This window comes from Bacillus sp. ABP14 (genome assembly GCF_001831375.1).
GTDB classification, from domain to species: Bacteria; Bacillota; Bacilli; order Bacillales; family Bacillaceae_G; genus Bacillus_A; species Bacillus_A paranthracis.
On sequence record NZ_CP017016.1, the window covers coordinates 1371778 to 1389973 of the forward strand.

Below are 18196 nucleotides of genomic sequence, written 5' to 3' on the forward strand. Positions count from 1 at the left end.
ACTAGGATTGAAAAAAATCAGAATTGTGATAAAATACAAATACAAAGCTTATCAAGAGAAGCGGAGGGAACTGGCCCGGCGAAGCTCGGCAACCTGCTTATAGAAAGCAAGGTGCTAAATCCAGCAAAATGGAATCCATTTTGAAAGATAAGGTAAAATATATTACCGAACAGTCTTTTCGAAATGGGAAAGATTTTTTTTATGAATAAAAAGGGGGGCTGTTCGCGTGAGTGTACGGGAACATTTTGAGGAAGTATCTGAGAAAATTGAAGCGATGCTTGCTGATATGAAATATGGTTCAATTACAATTGTTGTGCAAGATGGAAAAGTCATTCAATTAGAGAAAAGTGAAAAAGTACGTTTAAAGTAAAAAGCGCTGACTAGAAAAACTAGAGGCGGTTTTAACCTATTTTATTAGGTTAAAACCGTCTTTTTGCTTTTACAGGGGGAAAAAACATGTTGACGTATGAAACGTGGGAAGAAAATGATGTTTCATTTTCAGAAGAAGATGAAACGAAAGGCGCGTTATCTGTATTAAGTTGGGCTTATAAAGAATATAAAAGTGAAATTGTATACGCATGTAGCTTCGGAGTGGAAGGGATGGTACTGCTGCATCTTATTAACCAAGTAAATCCATCTGCTAAAGTTGTTTTTTTAGATACTAACGTACATTTTCAAGAAACGTATGAATTAATTCAAAAAGTGCGGGAACGATTTCCTTCATTAAATATTATAGAAAAACAGCCGAAACTTACACTTGATGAACAAGTCAACTTGCATGGTAACAAGCTATGGGAAAGCAATCCTAATCTTTGTTGTAAAATTAGGAAAATTTTACCATTAGAAGAATCATTAGCGAATGAAAAAGCGTGGATATCGGGACTGAGGAGGGAACAATCAGAAACGCGTAAGCATACAAAGTTTATAAATCAAGATCATCGCTTTCGATCTATTAAAGTTTGTCCGCTCATTCATTGGACGTGGAAAGAGGTATGGCGATATGTATACAAACATAGTTTGCCGTATAACCCATTACATGACATTGGATATCCAAGTATTGGGTGTGAGAAGTGTACGTTGCCTGTAGGAGAGGGTGGCGATTCAAGAGATGGTAGATGGGCAGGGAAAGTAAAAACTGAATGTGGCCTTCATTATCAATAAGGTGAATTTGAAAATAAAACTAAGAGAGGGTATAGAAAATGAGTACAAGAAACGAATTAATAAATCGAATAGACGAGACATACGACGTATCACAAATTGAAAAAGAAATTGGGCTAGACAACATTGCATTAAGTGATTTAGAACTATTAGCGACAGGGGGATATAGCCCGCTTACTGGTTTTCTAGGAAAGAAAGATTATGATTCGGTTGTAGGAACGCTTCGTTTAAATAATGGAAGTGTTTGGAGTATACCCATTACATTACCAGTAACGGAAGAGGTAGCAGAGACGCTAAAAGTTGGAGAGGAAGTAAAACTTGTTAACGGTGGAAATGTATATGGTGTTATTCAAATAGAAGATATTTTTGTGCCTGATAAGGAAAAAGAAGCGTTACTAGTGTATAAAACGACGGATGAGGCTCATCCTGGAGTGAAAAAATTATACGAAAGACCGAACGTTTACGTCGGAGGAGCTATTGTTCTGACGAAACGCTTTGAAAATAATCCGTTTCCTTCTTATCATTTAGACCCAATTGAAACGAGAGAAGAATTTAAAAAACGTGGTTGGAAAACAGTAGTAGGATTTCAAACGAGGAACCCGGTGCATCGTGCCCATGAATACATTCAAAAATCTGCTCTTGAAATTGTAGATGGACTCTTTTTAAATCCGCTCGTTGGGGAAACAAAATCGGACGATATTCCAGCTGATGTAAGGATGGAAAGCTATGAAGTATTACTTCAAAACTATTATCCGAAAGATCGTGTCTTTTTAAGTGTATTTCCTGCGGCAATGCGTTACGCAGGACCGAGGGAAGCAATATTCCATGCATTAGTTAGAAAGAATTTTGGATGTACCCACTTTATCGTAGGGCGCGATCATGCTGGGGTAGGAGATTATTACGGTACTTATGAAGCGCAAGAAATTTTTACAAACTTTACAGTGGAAGAGTTAGGGATTACACCGTTATTTTTTGAACATAGTTTTTACTGTACGAAATGTGAAGCGATGGCTTCGACAAAAACATGCCCGCACGGAAAAGAAGATCATGTTATTTTATCGGGTACGAAAGTAAGAGAACTATTAAGAAACGGTGAGATTCCGCCAAGTACATTTAGTCGTAAAGAGGTAGTAGAGGTACTAATTAAAGGTTTGAAAAAAGAAGTAGTAACAGAATAGGGAGAGAATGAGATGGATACGAATATTACTTGGCATACAGCTTCTGTTTCAAAAGATGAGAGAAGAGTGAAGAATGGGCATCATAGTTTTGTAATTTGGTTTACTGGTTTATCAGCTTCGGGTAAATCTACAGTAGCAAACGCGGTTGCTCGTAAACTATTTGAAAAGAATATTGGAAACTATGTACTTGACGGAGATAATATACGCCACGGTTTAAATAAAGACTTAGGCTTTTCTGAAAGTGATCGTATGGAAAATATAAGGCGGATTGGCGAAGTGGCGAAGTTATTTGTAGATCAAGGGACTGTTGTTCTTACAGCGTTTATTTCACCGTTTCGAGTAGACCGAAAACAAGTTAGAGATCTATTAGCTGCAGATGAATTTATAGAAGTGTTTGTAAAATGTCCAATTGAAGAGTGTGAGAAACGTGATCCGAAAGGGCTTTATAAAAAAGCAAGAAAAGGTGATATTAAAGACTTTACAGGTATCGATTCACCATATGAGGAACCAGAGAAAGCGGAATTAATTGTACAAACGCACAAGTATTCTATTGAAGAATGTGCAGAACAAATCGTGAAGTACTTACAAGAGCGTAGTTTTATATAGGGGGATAAAAAATGAGTTATGAAAAAGTATGGGCTAACAATGAAAAATTAAATCAAACTGAGAAAAATAAATTAAAAAAAGATGGATTGGAAATCTTTAATGACATTCCTTACTATGCAGAGAATGGCTTCGAATCTATTCCGAAAGAAGAGTGGGACGCATTCAAATGGGCAGGGTTGTATTTGCAAAGACCGAAAGAAGCTGGTTATTTTATGATGCGTGTAAATATTCCTTCTGGCATTATTACGAATGCACAGGCAGAAGTGCTTGCTTCTATCGCTGAGGATTATGGACGTGACGTAATAGATATTACGACAAGACAGGCGATTCAGTTTCATTGGTTAGAAATTCATCAAATTCCAGATATTTTTAAAAGATTAGCAAGAGTTGGGTTATCTTCAGCTGGGGCGTGTGGTGATATAACGCGTAATATTACAGGAAATCCACTTGCTGGCATTGATGCAAATGAATTATTTGATACAACGCATATTGTGAAAGAGGTATATGACTACTTCCAACATAATGAAGAGTTTTCTAACTTACCACGTAAATTTAAAATGTCTATTAGTTCTAACATTTATAACGCAGCAAACGCAGAGATTAACTGTGTTGCATTTACACCTGCTACGAAAGAAATAGATGGTGAGAAAAAAGTTGGTTTTCATATAAAAGTAGGCGGTGGGTTATCGGCTCGTCCATATTTAGCTGATGAATTAGATGTATTCGTTTTACCAGAAGAAGTCAAAGCGGTAGCGATTGCGATTGCTACGATATTCCGTGATTTTGGATATCGTGAAAAACGTCATTTAGCTCGTTTGAAATTTCTTGTTGCAGACTGGGGAGCAGAGAAGTTTAAAGAGAAACTAATAGAATATACAGGACCATTACAAAGTAAAGGAGAAAGTGCTCTTAAAGGCTGGAATGCGGGATACTTTTATGGTGTCCAAGACCAAAAACAAGATGGACTAAAATATGTAGGTTTTAATGTGCCGGTAGGACGCCTACATGCAGAAGAAATGTTTGAGATTGCAAGAATTGCTAAACAATATGGAAATGGACAAATTCGTACATGTAATTCACAAAACTTCATTATTCCGAATGTTCCGCCAGAAAATGTAACTGGCTTGCTAAATGAGCCGTTGTTTGAAGCGATATCAGCAAATCCGAAATCGTTTATTGGTCACGCGGTTTCTTGTACGGGTATTGAATATTGCAATCTTGCATTAGTAGAAACGAAAGAAAGATTACGAAAAATTGCCGAATACTTAGATACACAAATTGCACTCGATGTTCCGATTCGTATTCATATGGTAGGATGCCCGAATTCATGTGGTCAACGTCAAATTGCTGACATTGGATTACAAGGTGTAAAAATGAAAACGAAGGAAAAAGGAATTGTTGAAGCCTTTGAAATATATGTAGGTGGAACGCTGTTAGATGGTGGTGCTTATAACCAAAAGTTAAAAGGAAAAATAGATGGTGAGGATCTACCTGATGTACTCGTATCATTTATAAGTTATTTCAAAGAAAATAAATTACCAGCTGAAACGTTTTATGATTTTGTAGGCCGTGTTGGTGTAGAGACATTACAAACAGCGTTAAATAACGTGTTAGAAGAGGTAATAGCGTCTTAGGAGGGACAATATGGATTTATATCGATTTGAAGCTGTATTAGAGAATAGTATTGTTCCAATTGTTGTTGTTGCTGAAAGTGAAGAAAAGGCATTTAAGATGGCGGAGATTGAGCTTGAAAAACATTTTTTACCGTTACCAGAAGTAAAGGAGATTGCTCTATTTGAAAAAAAGAAGATTCGAAAAAGCGCGGCTTTTGTTATTCATGAGTAAGGAACATTGAAATATGAAGAAATGAAAACTTCCATTCCTATATAAGGATGGAAGTTTCACTTTAATAGTAGAAATGAGGAGAGATGATGGGAAAAGTATATATCGTTGGAGCGGGCCCTGGTGATCCAGATTTAATTACTGTAAAAGGATTGAAATGCATTGAGAAAGCAGATGTTATTTTATACGACCGTCTCGTGAATAAAGAATTGCTTTCCTATGCAAAGCCCGAAGCGGATTTAATTTATTGCGGAAAACTACCAAATTATCACACGATGAAGCAAGAGACAATTAACACGTTTCTTATCAAATATGCGAAAAAAGGAAAAGTTGTAACGAGGCTAAAAGGTGGGGATCCATTTGTATTTGGTAGAGGAGGAGAAGAAGCTGAAGCGTTAGCAAAGCAAGGTGTACCGTTTGAAATCGTTCCTGGTATTTCAGCTGGAATAGCTGCTCCTGCTTATGCTGGTATTCCAGTGACACATCGTGATGCAAGTGCAAGTTTTGCTATTGTGACAGGGCATAGAAAAGAAGATGCTGAAGAGGAAGTGAAGTGGGGAAATTTAGCGAAAGGTGTAGAGACTTTAGCTGTATATATGGGGGTTAGTAATTTACCCTACATATGTGAGCAACTGATAAAGCATGGAAAAGATAAAAGTACGCCTGCTGCTATTATTGAGCGGGGAACGACATCTATGCAGCGCACAGTTGTTGGGACGTTAGGAACAATTGTAGATGTTGCGAAAAAAGAACAAATTCAAAATCCAAGCATGATTGTAATTGGAGAAGTCGTCCGTTTTCGAGAAAAAATCCATTGGTTTGAGAAACAGACAGAAAGTACGTATCAAGTAAGTGGAGTGTTATAAAATGAAAGCCATCTTATATATATGTCATGGAAGTCGCTTGAAAGCAGCGAAAGAAGAAGCGGTTGCATTTATTACGTCATGTATGAACCGTGTAGAGGCAAGTATTCAAGAAATTTGTTTTTTAGAGTTAGCGAGTCCAACTATTGATGAAGGGTTCCGTACATGTGTGAAGCGTGGTGCTACAGAGATTATTGTTATTCCAGTTTTTTTATTAGCGGCAGGTCATGTGAAAAAAGATATCCCGTTTGAATTGGAAAAGTTAACCAATCAATTTTTGAATGTTAAAGTGACCTATGGTAATCCGTTTGGTGTATCAGAAACACTTGTTAAATCGGTGTATAGCGGAAGTGGCATTGAACAGGAAGATAAGAATGAAGTGACGTTACTTCTCGTTGCAAGAGGGAGCAGTGATCCTGAAGTACTAAAAGATATAAACTGGATCGCTTCTTTATTTCAAATGGAAGAGAAAATTAAAAAAGTAGAAGTTTGTTATTTAGCAGCTGCCGAGCCGAAATTTGAGGAGAAGTTAAAGGAAGTTGTAGAACGAAAAGAAAAGAATATCGTTGTACTGCCTTACTTGTTATTTACAGGTTTGCTTATGAAGCATATTGAAAAAGAAGTACGCCAATATGAGCTAGATGAGATAAAAATAAGTCCATATTTAGGGAAGAATGAAGCGTTTCAGTATATGTTAATTCAGAAAACGAAGAAATTATTGAAGGGAGATCAATATGTATCCACTTACAGTGCGAGTTGAGAAGAAACGTGTTGTTGTCATTGGTGGAGGGAAAGTCGCGGGATTCAAAATTATTCCTTTACTAAAACAAGGTGCAGATATAGTTGTGGTAAGTCCTGAATTGGATGCAAATTTAGTGAAACTTGTAGAAGAAAAGAAAATTCGTTGGTATCAAAGGGAGTATGAAAAAAGTGATATTAAAGACGCCTTTTTAGTTGTTGCAGCGAGTAGTGATGCTGTATTAAATGAACAAATTGCTGAAGATAGCGCAGAAAATCAATTAGTAAATGTTATTACGAATCCGGAAAGTGGTAATGTTCATTTTCCGGCAGCGATTCATCGTGGATTACTGAATGTGGCTGTTTCTACTGGGGGAGCGAGCCCAAAACTTGCAAAAAAAATTCGAGATGATATCGCAAATAAATATGATGAGACGTATGAATCGTATCTTGATTTTTTATACGAAGTTAGAATAAAGGTGAAAGAATTACAAATAGAGAAAAGAGAGAGAAATATATTGTTGCAAGAGGTATTGAAGTCGATATATGTTCAAAATGAACAAAAAAGAGAATTGTTTTTACAAGAATTAGAGAGAAGACTTCATATAGGATAATAAATAAATTGTACTTTACAACTATAAGAATATAATTTATAATCACAAGTAACTTCAATAGATGAAATCGATGAGCAAGAAGAGTATGTATATTTGATACGTTCAGAGAGCTGGGGTAAGGTGTGAGCCCGGTACGATAAAATATACAGAATGGGCTTGCGAGAGGTATGTTGAACATTGTAGTAGGCAACCCGGGTTCCGCCGTTAAAAGGATAGAGTATCGGAGTTTTTCCTGTACTTGAACAAGTGGGATTTGTCAATCCAATTGAGGTGGTACCACGGTATTAACATTACATATATCGTCCTCTACATGCATATTTGCGTGTAGGGGACTTTTTTATTTTCTAAAGGAGGTGTGCGAGTATGAAATGAAAGTGTATAATTGATAAAAGTTTAAATATTCAGAAAAGGAGAATTTATGATGAAAGAAACACAGCAATGGACGTCGAAAATAGGCTTTGTACTCGCAGCAGCCGGAGCCGCAGTAGGTCTTGGTGCAATATGGAAATTTCCATATGTTGCAGGTAATGGCGGGGGAGGCGCATTCTTCCTTGTATTTTTACTATTAACTTTATTTATAGGTATGCCACTCCTTTTAGCTGAATTTGTTATTGGACGTAGTACGCAAAAAGAGGCAGTTACAGCGTATAAAGTATTGGTGCCAAATAGCAAGTTATATCCTTGGATTGGTCGTATGGGAGTTGTTACTTGTTTTAGTGTACTATCTTTTTATAGTGTTGTAGGTGGATGGATTTTACTTTACTTATACTATAGTGTGACAGGAAGTTTCTGGAATGGAGTGACTGATTATGGGCAATTATTCGGTGAGACGATTTCAAATCCAGTAAGCGCGATTGGAGCGCAATTTGTCTTTATGCTTTGTACGATTTTTGTTGTAAGTAAAGGTGTAGAGAAAGGGATAGAAAAAGCAAGTAAGTATATGATGCCGCTATTATTTATTTTGTTTATTGCAATTATTGTTCGTGCGTTAACACTGGATGGTGCTTTTGCTGGGGTAGAGTTCTTCTTAAAACCAGATTTTTCAAAGCTGACAGCAGATACGATTTTATACGCGATGGGACAATCATTCTTCTCGCTAACAGTTGGGGCCTCGGTAATGGTCACGTATAGTTCCTATTTGAAGAAAGAAGAACATTTAGCAAAATCAGCAACATCTATTGTAAGTTTAACTGTTTTTATTACAGTACTTGCAGGATTAGCGATTTTTCCAGCGATTTTCGCATTAGGTGTTAAGCCGACTGAAGGACCGGGGTTACTATTTATCGTCCTTCCAGCGGTATTTGCGAAAATACCATTTGGACAATTTTTCTTCATTATGTTTTTGGTGTTATTCTTCTTTGCAACGTTAACATCTGCGATTTCCATGCTTGAAATTGTAGTAGCATCTGTTGCGAAAGATAATGAGAAAAAGCGTCCGTCAGCATCGTTATTAATTGGTATTCTAATTTTTGCAGTTGGAATTCCGTCAGCGTTATCGTTTGGTATTATGAGTGATGTGAAAATATTTGGGAAAACATTCTTTGACTTAGTCGACTTCTCAGTAAGTAACGTATTGCTGCCGTTAGGGGTACTAGCTATTTCGCTATTCGTACCAAATAAAATGAGTAAAGAAATGTTAATGAAAGAATTAGAAGTTACGGAAACGAAAGGGAAAACATTATTTAATATTTGGTTCTTCTTACTTCGTTATGTTATTCCAGTAACTGTAATTATTGTATTTTTAAATGTGATAGGTGTATTTAAAATGTTTGCATAATAAAAAGACGGAGAAATCTCCGTCTTTTTATTATGTTGTAGGTGTATTTAATAAACGATTATATGCTTTATAGGCTGTGACGACTGCGAGGAATGACCCGATTAAAAATAAAACTGAGCCACCAAATGTAAATATCCGGCCAATAAAAGTCTCTCTAGCTTCTTGTATTTCTTGTTGTAATTGTGTATTCATATAATTCACCCCGTAAACTATAGGCATTTAGTTATAGTCTATGTAGAATGCCTATAGTGTGTGAAGTGGAAATAAAAAAACTCGGTATGCACCGAGTTTTTTTATAATCCGATATAAGGAGATGGATCAACTGCGTTTGTCTTACCGACATTCCATTCTCCAAGATGAAGTTCAAAGTGTAAATGTTGTCCGTATGATTGGCCAGTATTCCCCATAAATCCAAGTTGAGCTCCTTGTTTTACAGTTTGTCCATTTGATACAGAACGGCTACTCATATGAGCATATACTGTTGTATATGTTTTTCCGTTAATACGATGAGATAAGTACACAACATTTCCGTAACTAGATGATAATTCTGAGCGAATAACAACGCCATCTGCAGCGGCAATAATTGGAACAGTTCCTGAAGCAGCGATATCGATTCCTTTATGGTTATCTATAGAGCGCACGCCAAAACCAGAAGTTTTTGATCCAGCTGCTGGTTTAATAAATCCTCCGATGTTTGTATCGTGTGGTGTTGGGGCCGCTTGAGCTGATTGAGCAGATGTAGCAGCTTGTTTACGAGCTTCTTCCGCCTTGCGAGCTTCCTCAGCTTTACGAGCTTCTTCTGCGCGTTTTTCTTCTTCAATTGCCTTTTGAACAGCTTGACGTTGATTTTCTAAAATGCCTTTAGATTCTTCTAATCCTTCAATCTCTGAATCTACTTTTGCTACTTTCGTATGTAGATCGCTAATAAGAATTTGTTGCTGTTGTTGGTTGTTTCGTAATTCTTGTTGTTTTTGTTCTAATTTTTGCTCGGATTCTTTCAGTTGTTGCTCTTTTTTCTCAACAGCCTCTTTTTCTTTCGTCACAGCATCTTGGTCATTTGTTTGTTTTTTCACAATATCAGTATCGTTATTTAAAATTAAACTGACAGAGTACATATTATCAACAAGATCAGCAATGTTTGCAGAATTTGTTAATACTTCCGTAATGATATTTGTGCGAGGTTTTTCTTGCATAGATTGCAGTCGTTGCTTAATAACTTCCTGACGCGTATCTATGTTTGTTTGTAATTGCTCTATATGTTTCTTTTTTTCAGTAATTACTTGTTGTGTCTTACTAATTTCTTTTTTTGTATCGTTTAATTCAGCTTCGTTTTTATTAATAGAAGTAGTTAAATCGTCGATTTTCTTTTGTAATTCTTGAATTTCTTTTTCTATTTGTTCTTTCTCGGCTGATTTATTTTGTAAGTCATTTTGTTTTCCTTCTAATTCAGATTGAATATTAGATAATTTATCTTGATTCGTTTCAGCGTATGCGGGTGAAAGTAATGGGGAAGCAAAAATCGTTCCTGCTGCTAAAACGCTGAACGCTACAAATTTCTTTTTCATGGTTGTCTGGCTCCTTTCCCTATGAATGTTATATATCATAAGAAGAAGAGTGTCTATCGTTGTAACCATAATGTAAAGAAAATTTTATAAAATTACTAAGTTTTGTCGGAATTTATCATTTTTTTACGGTAATTGTAATGGTGATTCTATTTTTTAGTTTGTGTAACAAAGGTGTGTTCTGGATTACGTTTTGTTAAATAAAGGAATAAATAGGTCTATTTTATGTAGTGAAATTTAATTTGGAAACTCAATAAAATACTAGTAAGGAATCGTTCTCATGTGAGGTTTTCTGACATGGGTTTTGTTTTTGTCAAGAAAATTATTTGCGTTCGGGCAAAGTTATTTTGTTGTCAGATTTTAAATTTTGATTTATGATTTTTAACAGGGACAAAATGTAGTGAATTGTCGAATAATATGTAATACTCTTAATTTCAAGTTTTATAGATATAGAATGAGAGGTAGAGTGACACATCGAAGAGGGGGTTACAACAAATATGAAAAGAATAGGACTTGCATGGCAAATTTTAATAGGGCTTGCGCTTGGTATTGCAGTTGGAGCGATTTTCTTTGGCAATCCGGCAGTGGTGAGTTACTTACAACCAATTGGTGATATTTTCATCCGATTAATTAAAATGATCGTTGTACCGATTGTTGTAGCAAGTATTGTTGTTGGGGTTGCTGGTGTTGGCGATGTAAAAAAATTAGGCCGACTAGGCGGAAAAACAATTATTTACTTTGAAATTATTACAACAATTGCAATTATTGTAGGTCTATTAATTGCGAATATTTTCCAACCGGGAAAAGGCGTAAATATGGATCAGTTAACGAAGACAGATATTTCGAAATATACACATACGACAGAGCAAGTACAAAGTCATTCATTTGCAGATACATTTGTAAATATTGTTCCAACGAACATTATGAAGTCATTAGCTGACGGAGATATGCTTGCTATTATCTTCTTCTCTGTATTATTTGGTTTAGGGGTAGCAGCAATTGGTGAAAGGGGAAGACCGGTTCTTCAATTTTTCCAAGGTGTAGCTGATGCAATGTTTTACGTAACAAACCAAGTTATGAAATTTGCACCATTTGGTGTATTCGCACTAATTGGTGTTACAGTTTCTACATTTGGTCTTGCTTCATTAATTCCATTAGGGAAATTACTAATTGTAGTATATGGGGCAATGATTTTCTTCGTTGTAGTTGTCTTAGGACTTACAGCGAAAATATTTGGAATTAACATTTTCCAATTCTTTAAAATTTTAAAAGACGAACTGATCTTAGCGTATTCAACAGCAAGTTCAGAAACAGTTTTACCGAAAATTATGGAGAAAATGGAAAAGTTCGGTTGTCCGAAAGCAATTACATCTTTCGTTATTCCGACAGGTTATTCCTTTAACTTAGATGGATCAACTTTATATCAAGCAATTGCAGCTCTTTTCTTAGCACAAATGTACGGTATTGATTTATCTATTACACAACAAATTACATTATTACTTGTATTGATGGTTACATCAAAAGGTATCGCAGGTGTACCGGGCGTATCATTCGTTGTATTATTAGCGACACTTGGTACAGTAGGTATTCCAGCTGAAGGTTTAGCCTTCATCGCCGGTATTGACCGTATTTTAGATATGGCTCGTACAGCAGTTAACGTTGTAGGTAACTCTTTAGCAGCTGTAGTTATGTCTAAGTGGGAAGGTCAGTATGATGCTGAAAAAGGACAAGCCTATTTAGAGGAAATTTCCAATAAGCAAGCAGCTTAATTATAATTTGAAAAAGCTCTCACATAATATGTGGGAGCTTTTCTATATAGAAGGGGAGCGGACGTAATGAAACGTAAATATGGTGACGGTTCTTCGTGGAAGCGACTAATAGAGAAAGATTATACGGTTAAGCAAATAGAAGAGGGAATACTAGGAATACTGGAAATAAAAAAGGTGAGAGAACCTAGTTGTAAAGAATATGACGGTAAAGAGCTATGTATTGCTGGCAATCAGTATACGTGGATTCAATATTTCATAGACGAGAAAAACTTTGCGATTACCGCTATGTTAGATGATCAAAAGGAATTAGTGCAATATTATATCGATGTGGCGAAAGACTATGAAATAGACGAGCGTGGTTTACCGTATTTTGATGATTTATATTTAGATGTAGTATTATTACCCAATGGTAAAATGTATGTATTGGATGAAGATGAGTTAGAGGATGCTTATAAAAGTGGCGATGTTACAAAAGAAGAGTATGAGTTAGCTTGGTACACTACAAAGTGGATTATAGCTGCAATAAAAAATAATGAATTTTATTGGATTTCAATATTGGAAGAAGAAATCAAAAAGTTAAAATGATTATTGTATTCAAATTTTTGTATAATTACCAAAAAAATCTATACAAAAAATAATTGACTTTTGTTTTGTAAGCGAGTAAAGTTAGGGAAGAAATTATTATTAAAAAATAAATATGAAACCTTCTTATAAAGAGAGGCGGAGGGACTGGCCCTACGATGCCTCGGCAGCGGACTCGATTTCAGAGTGCTGTGCCAAATCCAGCAAGCATATGCTTGAAAGATGAGAAGAGCGTTTCTTATAGATGTATAAGACCTCTTCTCGTTGGAAGAGGTCTTTTGTTATTCATTAGAAAAAGGTTGAAACTAGGGAGAGATGGTACTTTGAAAGAAACGAGAGGAAATGGTTTGGCATTATTACCACTTGGGATATTTTTGGCGCTATTTATTGGTTCTGGAATTATTACAGGTGATTTCTATAAATTGCCGATACTTGTAGCAATTTCAATTGCTGTAGGAGTCGCTTTAGCAATGAATCGTAAAGAAAGTTTTCATGTAAAAGTGGAACGATTTGCTAAAGGTGCAGGGAACCCAGACATTATGATTATGGTTCTAATTTTTGTACTGGCAGGGGCATTTTCTGAAACAGCAAAAGGGATGGGTGGCGTTGATTCTACAGTTAACTTAGCGTTATCAATTTTACCACAAGGATTTATCGTAGCTGGCATTTTCGTTATAGGAGCATTTATTTCATTAGCGATGGGAACTTCAATGGGAACAATTGCTGCATTAGCACCAATTGCTGTAGGTATTAGTGGGCAAACTGATATCTCAATTGCACTTACGATGGCTACTGTTGTTGGCGGAGCGATGTTTGGTGATAATTTATCATTTATTTCAGATACAACAATCGCAGCTGTACGTTCACAAGGAACAGAAATGAAAGATAAGTTTAAAACGAACTTTTTAATTGTATTACCAGCAGCTATTATTACAATTGTACTATTAGTAATCATTACTTTAGGAAGTGATACGCAGATTAAAACGCATAGCTTTGACTGGATAAAGATTTTACCGTATGCAGGAGTACTTATTACAGCGCTACTTGGTTGGAATGTACTTATCGTGTTAACTGGTGGAACTGTACTATCTGGGGTTATCGGTCTTTTAGATGGAAGTTATACGTTAGAGAGTTTCTTTAAAAGTGTAACGACTGGAATGGGCGGTATGATGGAGTTAGTATTACTTGCTATTTTAATTGGCGGTATGGTCGAATTGATTCAATATAATGGTGGCATTCAATATTTAATGAATATTTTAACGCGTAACATTCGTTCAAAAAAAGGAGCAGAGTTCGGTATAGCTGGTTTAGTAGGTATGACGAATATGTGTACAGCGAATAATACCATTTCTATTATCTTTACAGGTCCGCTTGCGAAAAACATTGCAGATCAATATGAAATTGATCCTCGTAAATCAGCGAGTGTATTAGATCTTTTCTCGTGCTGTGTGCAAGGGTTAATTCCGTATGGTGCGCAAATGTTAACAGCAGCAGGATTTGCGGCGCTATCTCCAATTGAACTGTTACCATATGCGTTTTATCCAATTTTAGTTGGAGTATGTGGAATCATTTCTATATTAATTGGTTTCCCGAGGTTTTCTAAAGTAGCGGAAAAGAAAGGGTATCATAAAACAGCATAATGAAAATGAAGTGTATGAAAAGTAACGAAAGCCGTACAGAGAATGTTCTCTGTACGGCTTTTTATGTGCGGGAAAAGAGTGAATGATCCCATGCTACCGTATGTTTTTACAAAAGGCTGAATGCAACTCGGTCTTAAGTCTGAGTTAAAAACGGTTCTTAAGCTCGTTATGGAAAAAAGAAAAAATAGTTAAGATAAGAGTATCAAATCGAAGGGAGGCAAGCACAAGATGAAACAATTTCTAGCGTTTATCGCGGCTGGTATTTTAGCTTTAATTGCTCTTGGTAGTCTTGCTGGTATTGTAGGATTCGCAATCGGAGCAGGAGTTGTGTACTGGAGCTATAAATCATTTGTGCGAGCACAATCATTTTTTGGAAAGTTAGCTTGGGGTATTGTTGGTTTGATCGGTTTGTCCATCGCCCTTTCTCATTCCCCAGCATTAATCGGTATTGCAGCATTAGTAGTTTTATACTACGGATACCGTGAGTGGAAAAAAGAAAAAGATGTAGTTGTTGATTCTGCTCCAGAAAGTTCTAAACCATATAGCAACTTTGAAGATGAGTGGAACAAGTTAATGAAAAACTAATATAAAATCAATCAAATCAAATTTATAAAGTAGAAGAGAGGAAGATTATAATGAAACAATCTTTATTCGGACGTGTACGCGATGCAATTTTAGCAGATTTTCATAATGTGTTAGATGAGAAAGAAAGAAAAAATCCAATTGCTATGTTAAACCAATATTTACGTGATAGTGAGCGTGAAATAACAAAAATTGAGAAGTTAATTCAGCGTCATAAAACATTAAAATCTAACTTTGCTCGTGAGCTTGAGCAAGCACGTTATTTCGTGAATAAAAGATCTAAGCAAGCGATCATCGCTCAAGAAGCAGGCGAATTACAACTACATGAGCGTGCATTAGAAGAAGTAGCTTATTATGAAGGGCAAGTAACTCGATTAGAAGAAATGTATGCAGGTGTTGTAGAACAAATTGATGAGCTAGAGCGTCGTCTTTCTGAAATGAAAAATAAATTAAAAGAAATGCACGCAAAACGTATGGAATTAATGGCACGTGAAAATATGGCACATGCAAATCGTCGTATGAATACTGCGATGCATAAAATGGATGAAAATAATCCATTCTTACGCTTTGAAGAAATTGAAGATCATATTCGCGACTTAGAAACTCGTATGAACGAGGAGCATGAACGTGATACATTTGATATGAAGATTGCAAAGCTTGAGCGTGAAATGAAAGAAAAGAATGATGTATCGTTAACGAAAGAGTTAACAAAATAATAGTAGTATATTATAAAACAGGCTTATGATATAGTGATAGGAGAAAAGGTGTTGGAAAGCAATGCCTTTTCTTCTATGTATATGTGACAAGAAGGGGGGAGCTGAAATGAAGAAACATTTTTCAAAGACACAATTAATGGGGATGCTCCTCATCATATTTGGATTCGGTCTTTTTCTTGATATGATACTTGGACATTTTGAACCAGGTGGTCTCATTTTTGCATTTATTATGCTTATGTTTGGAAGGCATTATCGTAAAAAGAATCGTTATGTACGGGGAAATGTATTTTTATTTGTCGGTGGTATCGTATTTTTATTCTTCTTATTTTCATCAGCAGCATTTGTTCTTGTCGTATTTGCTTGTTTAGCTTTAATTGGTTATCAATTGATTCAACAAGGGCATCAGCAAAAAGCAATGAAGGTTGAAATTAAAGAAGAAGGGATTATAGACGAAGAGAAGCAAATATATCGTACAGAACCATATTTAAAAAATATGTTTGTAGGCAATGTACGAATGATGGATCATATTTATGAACTTGAGGATATTAATGTTCAATATGGTGCTTGTGATGTGGAAATAGATTTAACAACTGCTATGATTCCAGAAGGAGAAACGGTAATTGTTATTCGGGGTGTCGTTGGTAATATTCGTTTATATGTGCCATATGATATTGAACTGTCTTTAAATCATTCTGTTATTGTCGGACGTGTGCTCTTGCCAGGTCATGAGGAGACAGGGTTTAACCGCAATGTTACATTTAGAACAGAGCAGTATAAAGAGGCTCCTCGTCGTATTAAAATTATTTCTTCGCTTGTCGTAGGCGATACGGAAGTGAGGAAAGTATAATGAAGAAACAAAAAAATATTTCGTGGATGTATATTCGTTATTCTATGTTGTCCTCAGTTAGTATCGCACTCATTTGTACAATTGTATATGTATGGAAAAGCGAGCAACAAGTATATGATTTATTATGGAAGGAATCCATCGCTTCTGTTCCAATTGGCTTGTTTATTATGACTACAAGCTTACTTATCGGGGGAATTGTAGGATATGCAATCGGTTACTATATAGAGCAGCGTATACAAGGATTAAATACGTTTCTATTTGAAGTAGAGCGAGGGAATTTTCCGAGTGATGTTTCGTTTACCGCAGATGATGAATTTCATGAAGTGGAACGAAAAGTAATCGGTCTGGCTCGTCGATTAGAGGAGCAAGCTGGACTCTTTCAAAAGGTAACGAATGAACGAGCTCATTGGAATGAAGAGATGAGACAAGAAGCGATTTCCCAAGAAAGGCATCGATTGGCGAGGGAGCTGCATGATTCTGTAAGTCAGCAGCTTTTTGCAATGTCGATGATGATGTCGGCTATTAATGAACAAGTAGCTGAATTTCCAGAAACGACGAAAAAGCAGTTACAGCTCGTTGAAAATATGGTTGTAAATGCACAGTCAGAAATGAGAGCATTGCTTCTTCATTTACGCCCAGTACAGTTAGAAGGTAAGAAACTAACAGAAGGTATAGAAGAATTATTAACAGAACTATCTAGAAAGCAACATATGAAAATTGAATGGTTAATTGAACCGATTCAATTAAAAAAAGGTGTAGAAGATCACTTATTCCGCATTGTACAAGAAGCGCTATCTAACACTTTACGTCATGCGAAGGCAAAGAAAACGGAAGTGCGTCTTCGAAAAATTGATCAATATGCAATATTGAAAATTATTGATGATGGTGTAGGTTTTAAAGTAGGAGTGAATAAGGCTGGTTCTTACGGATTAAGGTCAATACAAGAGCGTGTTCATGAAATTGGTGGGACACTAAAGGTACTTAGTTTTCCAAATAAAGGTACACAAATAGAAGTAAAAGTACCGATTATGATTGAGAGAGGGGGAGAATCATGATTAAAGTATTACTAGTGGATGATCATGAAATGGTTCGAATGGGTGTATCAGCATATTTATCAACGCAGCCAGATATTGAAGTAGTTGGAGAAGCTGAAAATGGAAGAAAAGGTTCAGAGTTAGCTTTGCAATTAAGGCCGGATATTATTTTGATGGACCTTGTCATGGATGAGATGGATGGTGTTGAAGCAACACGTGCTATTATTCAAGAATGGCCAGAAGCAAAAATTGTAGTTGTAACGAGCTTTTTAGATGATGAGAAATTGTATCCTGTTATTGAGGCTGGAGCGACAAGTTATTTATTAAAAACATCAAGAGCGAGTGATATAGCAGACGCTGTACGAGCTACTTATGATGGAGAAACGGTATTAGAGCCGAAAGTTACTGGTAAAATGATGTCTCGTATGCGTCAGAAGAAAGAACAACCTTTGCATGAGGAGTTAACAGAAAGAGAGTCTGAAATTTTGTTATTAATTGCAGAGGGGAAAAGTAATCAAGAGATTGCAGACGAGTTGTTTATTGCCCTCAAAACAGTAAAGACACATGTGAGCAATATATTAAATAAGCTAAATGTAAGTGATCGGACACAGGCGGTTATTTATGCGTTTCGACATCAATTGACGAAATGATAAAGTGAAATTTTAACCAGTGGGGTGGTCCCCACTGG

The 18196-nt window shown here is 36.1% G+C and carries 20 protein-coding genes, 2 riboswitches and 1 other annotated feature; of the genes, 18 read left to right on the forward strand and 2 right to left on the reverse strand.

The window, feature by feature from the left end; translation table 11 throughout:
* Window positions 1–45 precede the first annotated feature (45 nt).
* Window positions 46–154, forward strand: a riboswitch (SAM riboswitch).
* A 72-nt stretch (window positions 155–226) separates the two neighbouring features.
* The 10 genes from BGI23_RS07215 to BGI23_RS07265 all read left to right on the forward strand — a co-directional run bounded on the left by BGI23_RS07215 (window position 227) and on the right by BGI23_RS07265 (window position 8776).
* Entirely contained in the window at window positions 227–370 is a 144-nt protein-coding gene (locus tag BGI23_RS07215; protein ID WP_000116161.1) for a YezD family protein, read from the forward strand.
* 86 nt (window positions 371–456) lie between these two features.
* Window positions 457–1161, forward strand: coding sequence for a phosphoadenylyl-sulfate reductase (gene cysH / locus BGI23_RS07220; RefSeq protein WP_070805585.1), 705 nt, complete (start codon window positions 457–459; stop codon window positions 1159–1161).
* A 38-nt stretch (window positions 1162–1199) separates the two neighbouring features.
* On the forward strand, window positions 1200–2336 hold the full coding sequence (gene sat / locus BGI23_RS07225; protein WP_070805586.1) for a sulfate adenylyltransferase: 1137 nt from the start codon (window positions 1200–1202) through the stop codon (window positions 2334–2336).
* 12 nt (window positions 2337–2348) lie between these two features.
* A complete protein-coding gene (gene cysC / locus BGI23_RS07230; protein ID WP_000380508.1) occupies window positions 2349–2942 on the forward strand; it encodes an adenylyl-sulfate kinase in 594 nt (197 codons plus the stop codon).
* Between the two features lie 11 nt (window positions 2943–2953).
* Entirely contained in the window at window positions 2954–4576 is a 1623-nt protein-coding gene (locus tag BGI23_RS07235) for a nitrite/sulfite reductase (RefSeq protein WP_070805587.1), read from the forward strand.
* A 10-nt stretch (window positions 4577–4586) separates the two neighbouring features.
* The gene (locus BGI23_RS07240; protein ID WP_000366909.1) at window positions 4587–4787 is read left to right on the forward strand and encodes a DUF3906 family protein; all 201 of its coding nucleotides are present in this window, start codon (window positions 4587–4589) and stop codon (window positions 4785–4787) included.
* Window positions 4788–4873: 86 nt separating this feature from the next.
* On the forward strand, window positions 4874–5650 hold the full coding sequence (gene cobA, locus BGI23_RS07245) for a uroporphyrinogen-III C-methyltransferase (protein WP_070805588.1): 777 nt from the start codon (window positions 4874–4876) through the stop codon (window positions 5648–5650).
* Window position 5651: 1 nt separating this feature from the next.
* The gene (locus BGI23_RS07250; protein ID WP_000644365.1) at window positions 5652–6407 is read left to right on the forward strand and encodes a sirohydrochlorin chelatase; all 756 of its coding nucleotides are present in this window, start codon (window positions 5652–5654) and stop codon (window positions 6405–6407) included.
* Window positions 6382–6999 carry an NAD(P)-binding protein gene (locus BGI23_RS07255; RefSeq protein ID WP_070805589.1) on the forward strand — a complete coding sequence of 206 codons (618 nt, stop codon included), beginning with the start codon at window positions 6382–6384 and terminating at the stop codon, window positions 6997–6999. The genes BGI23_RS07250 and BGI23_RS07255 overlap by 26 nt, the downstream gene beginning before the upstream one ends.
* A gap of 61 nt (window positions 7000–7060) precedes the next feature.
* Window positions 7061–7309, forward strand: a binding site (T-box leader).
* 111 nt (window positions 7310–7420) lie between these two features.
* The gene (locus BGI23_RS07265) at window positions 7421–8776 is read left to right on the forward strand and encodes a sodium-dependent transporter (RefSeq protein ID WP_000665448.1); all 1356 of its coding nucleotides are present in this window, start codon (window positions 7421–7423) and stop codon (window positions 8774–8776) included.
* 30 nt (window positions 8777–8806) lie between these two features.
* Here BGI23_RS07265 and BGI23_RS28350 read toward each other — a convergent pair whose 3' ends face one another.
* Both BGI23_RS28350 and BGI23_RS07270 read right to left on the reverse strand, forming a co-directional pair.
* Complete coding sequence (locus BGI23_RS28350; protein ID WP_001095994.1) at window positions 8807–8968, reverse strand: hypothetical protein; 162 nt, start codon at window positions 8966–8968, stop codon at window positions 8807–8809.
* Between the two features lie 101 nt (window positions 8969–9069).
* Entirely contained in the window at window positions 9070–10341 is a 1272-nt protein-coding gene (locus BGI23_RS07270; RefSeq protein WP_070805590.1) for a murein hydrolase activator EnvC family protein, read from the reverse strand.
* A 494-nt stretch (window positions 10342–10835) separates the two neighbouring features.
* Here BGI23_RS07270 and gltP point away from each other — a divergent pair, with 494 nt between their 5' ends.
* The 8 genes from gltP to BGI23_RS07310 all read left to right on the forward strand — a co-directional run bounded on the left by gltP (window position 10836) and on the right by BGI23_RS07310 (window position 18158).
* Window positions 10836–12107 (forward strand): glutamate/aspartate:proton symporter GltP, encoded by a 1272-nt coding sequence (gltP, locus tag BGI23_RS07275; protein ID WP_070805591.1) that lies wholly within the window; start codon window positions 10836–10838, stop codon window positions 12105–12107.
* Between the two features lie 66 nt (window positions 12108–12173).
* Complete coding sequence (locus BGI23_RS07280) at window positions 12174–12692, forward strand: ribonuclease FAU-1 family protein (RefSeq protein WP_070805592.1); 519 nt, start codon at window positions 12174–12176, stop codon at window positions 12690–12692.
* Window positions 12693–12812: 120 nt separating this feature from the next.
* Window positions 12813–12918, forward strand: a riboswitch (SAM riboswitch).
* A 94-nt stretch (window positions 12919–13012) separates the two neighbouring features.
* Window positions 13013–14329, forward strand: a complete 1317-nt coding sequence (locus tag BGI23_RS07285; protein ID WP_070805593.1) for a Na+/H+ antiporter NhaC family protein — start codon at window positions 13013–13015, stop codon at window positions 14327–14329.
* Window positions 14330–14557: 228 nt separating this feature from the next.
* On the forward strand, window positions 14558–14914 hold the full coding sequence (locus BGI23_RS07290) for a lmo0954 family membrane protein (RefSeq protein ID WP_000808648.1): 357 nt from the start codon (window positions 14558–14560) through the stop codon (window positions 14912–14914).
* A gap of 50 nt (window positions 14915–14964) precedes the next feature.
* Window positions 14965–15627: a PspA/IM30 family protein gene (locus BGI23_RS07295; RefSeq protein ID WP_000814138.1), complete on the forward strand. Its 663-nt coding sequence runs from the start codon at window positions 14965–14967 to the stop codon at window positions 15625–15627.
* Between the two features lie 106 nt (window positions 15628–15733).
* The gene (liaF, locus tag BGI23_RS07300; RefSeq protein WP_000716091.1) at window positions 15734–16474 is read left to right on the forward strand and encodes a cell wall-active antibiotics response protein LiaF; all 741 of its coding nucleotides are present in this window, start codon (window positions 15734–15736) and stop codon (window positions 16472–16474) included.
* Complete coding sequence (locus BGI23_RS07305) at window positions 16474–17529, forward strand: sensor histidine kinase (protein ID WP_000744320.1); 1056 nt, start codon at window positions 16474–16476, stop codon at window positions 17527–17529. Before liaF ends, BGI23_RS07305 begins: the two co-directional genes overlap by 1 nt.
* A complete protein-coding gene (locus tag BGI23_RS07310) occupies window positions 17526–18158 on the forward strand; it encodes a response regulator (RefSeq protein WP_000598709.1) in 633 nt (210 codons plus the stop codon). The genes BGI23_RS07305 and BGI23_RS07310 overlap by 4 nt, the downstream gene beginning before the upstream one ends.
* Window positions 18159–18196: the final 38 nt, after the last annotated feature.

What these genes read in the sequence shown, in the direction of transcription:
- BGI23_RS28350 (WP_001095994.1), bottom strand. Translation starts at nt 8,968, where the DNA reads ATGAATACACAATTACAACAAGAAATACAAGAAGCTAGAGAGACTTTT.
- BGI23_RS07265 (WP_000665448.1), top strand. Translation starts at nt 7,421, where the DNA reads ATGAAAGAAACACAGCAATGGACGTCGAAAATAGGCTTTGTACTCGCA.
- BGI23_RS07270 (WP_070805590.1), bottom strand. Translation starts at nt 10,341, where the DNA reads ATGAAAAAGAAATTTGTAGCGTTCAGCGTTTTAGCAGCAGGAACGATT.
- gltP (WP_070805591.1), top strand. Translation starts at nt 10,836, where the DNA reads ATGAAAAGAATAGGACTTGCATGGCAAATTTTAATAGGGCTTGCGCTT.
- BGI23_RS07310 (WP_000598709.1), top strand. Translation starts at nt 17,526, where the DNA reads ATGATTAAAGTATTACTAGTGGATGATCATGAAATGGTTCGAATGGGT.
- cysC (WP_000380508.1), top strand. Translation starts at nt 2,349, where the DNA reads ATGGATACGAATATTACTTGGCATACAGCTTCTGTTTCAAAAGATGAG.
- BGI23_RS07295 (WP_000814138.1), top strand. Translation starts at nt 14,965, where the DNA reads ATGAAACAATCTTTATTCGGACGTGTACGCGATGCAATTTTAGCAGAT.
- cobA (WP_070805588.1), top strand. Translation starts at nt 4,874, where the DNA reads ATGGGAAAAGTATATATCGTTGGAGCGGGCCCTGGTGATCCAGATTTA.
- BGI23_RS07290 (WP_000808648.1), top strand. Translation starts at nt 14,558, where the DNA reads ATGAAACAATTTCTAGCGTTTATCGCGGCTGGTATTTTAGCTTTAATT.
- BGI23_RS07255 (WP_070805589.1), top strand. Translation starts at nt 6,382, where the DNA reads ATGTATCCACTTACAGTGCGAGTTGAGAAGAAACGTGTTGTTGTCATT.
- liaF (WP_000716091.1), top strand. Translation starts at nt 15,734, where the DNA reads ATGAAGAAACATTTTTCAAAGACACAATTAATGGGGATGCTCCTCATC.
- BGI23_RS07240 (WP_000366909.1), top strand. Translation starts at nt 4,587, where the DNA reads ATGGATTTATATCGATTTGAAGCTGTATTAGAGAATAGTATTGTTCCA.
- sat (WP_070805586.1), top strand. Translation starts at nt 1,200, where the DNA reads ATGAGTACAAGAAACGAATTAATAAATCGAATAGACGAGACATACGAC.
- cysH (WP_070805585.1), top strand. Translation starts at nt 457, where the DNA reads ATGTTGACGTATGAAACGTGGGAAGAAAATGATGTTTCATTTTCAGAA.
- BGI23_RS07250 (WP_000644365.1), top strand. Translation starts at nt 5,652, where the DNA reads ATGAAAGCCATCTTATATATATGTCATGGAAGTCGCTTGAAAGCAGCG.
- BGI23_RS07305 (WP_000744320.1), top strand. Translation starts at nt 16,474, where the DNA reads ATGAAGAAACAAAAAAATATTTCGTGGATGTATATTCGTTATTCTATG.
- BGI23_RS07280 (WP_070805592.1), top strand. Translation starts at nt 12,174, where the DNA reads ATGAAACGTAAATATGGTGACGGTTCTTCGTGGAAGCGACTAATAGAG.
- BGI23_RS07235 (WP_070805587.1), top strand. Translation starts at nt 2,954, where the DNA reads ATGAGTTATGAAAAAGTATGGGCTAACAATGAAAAATTAAATCAAACT.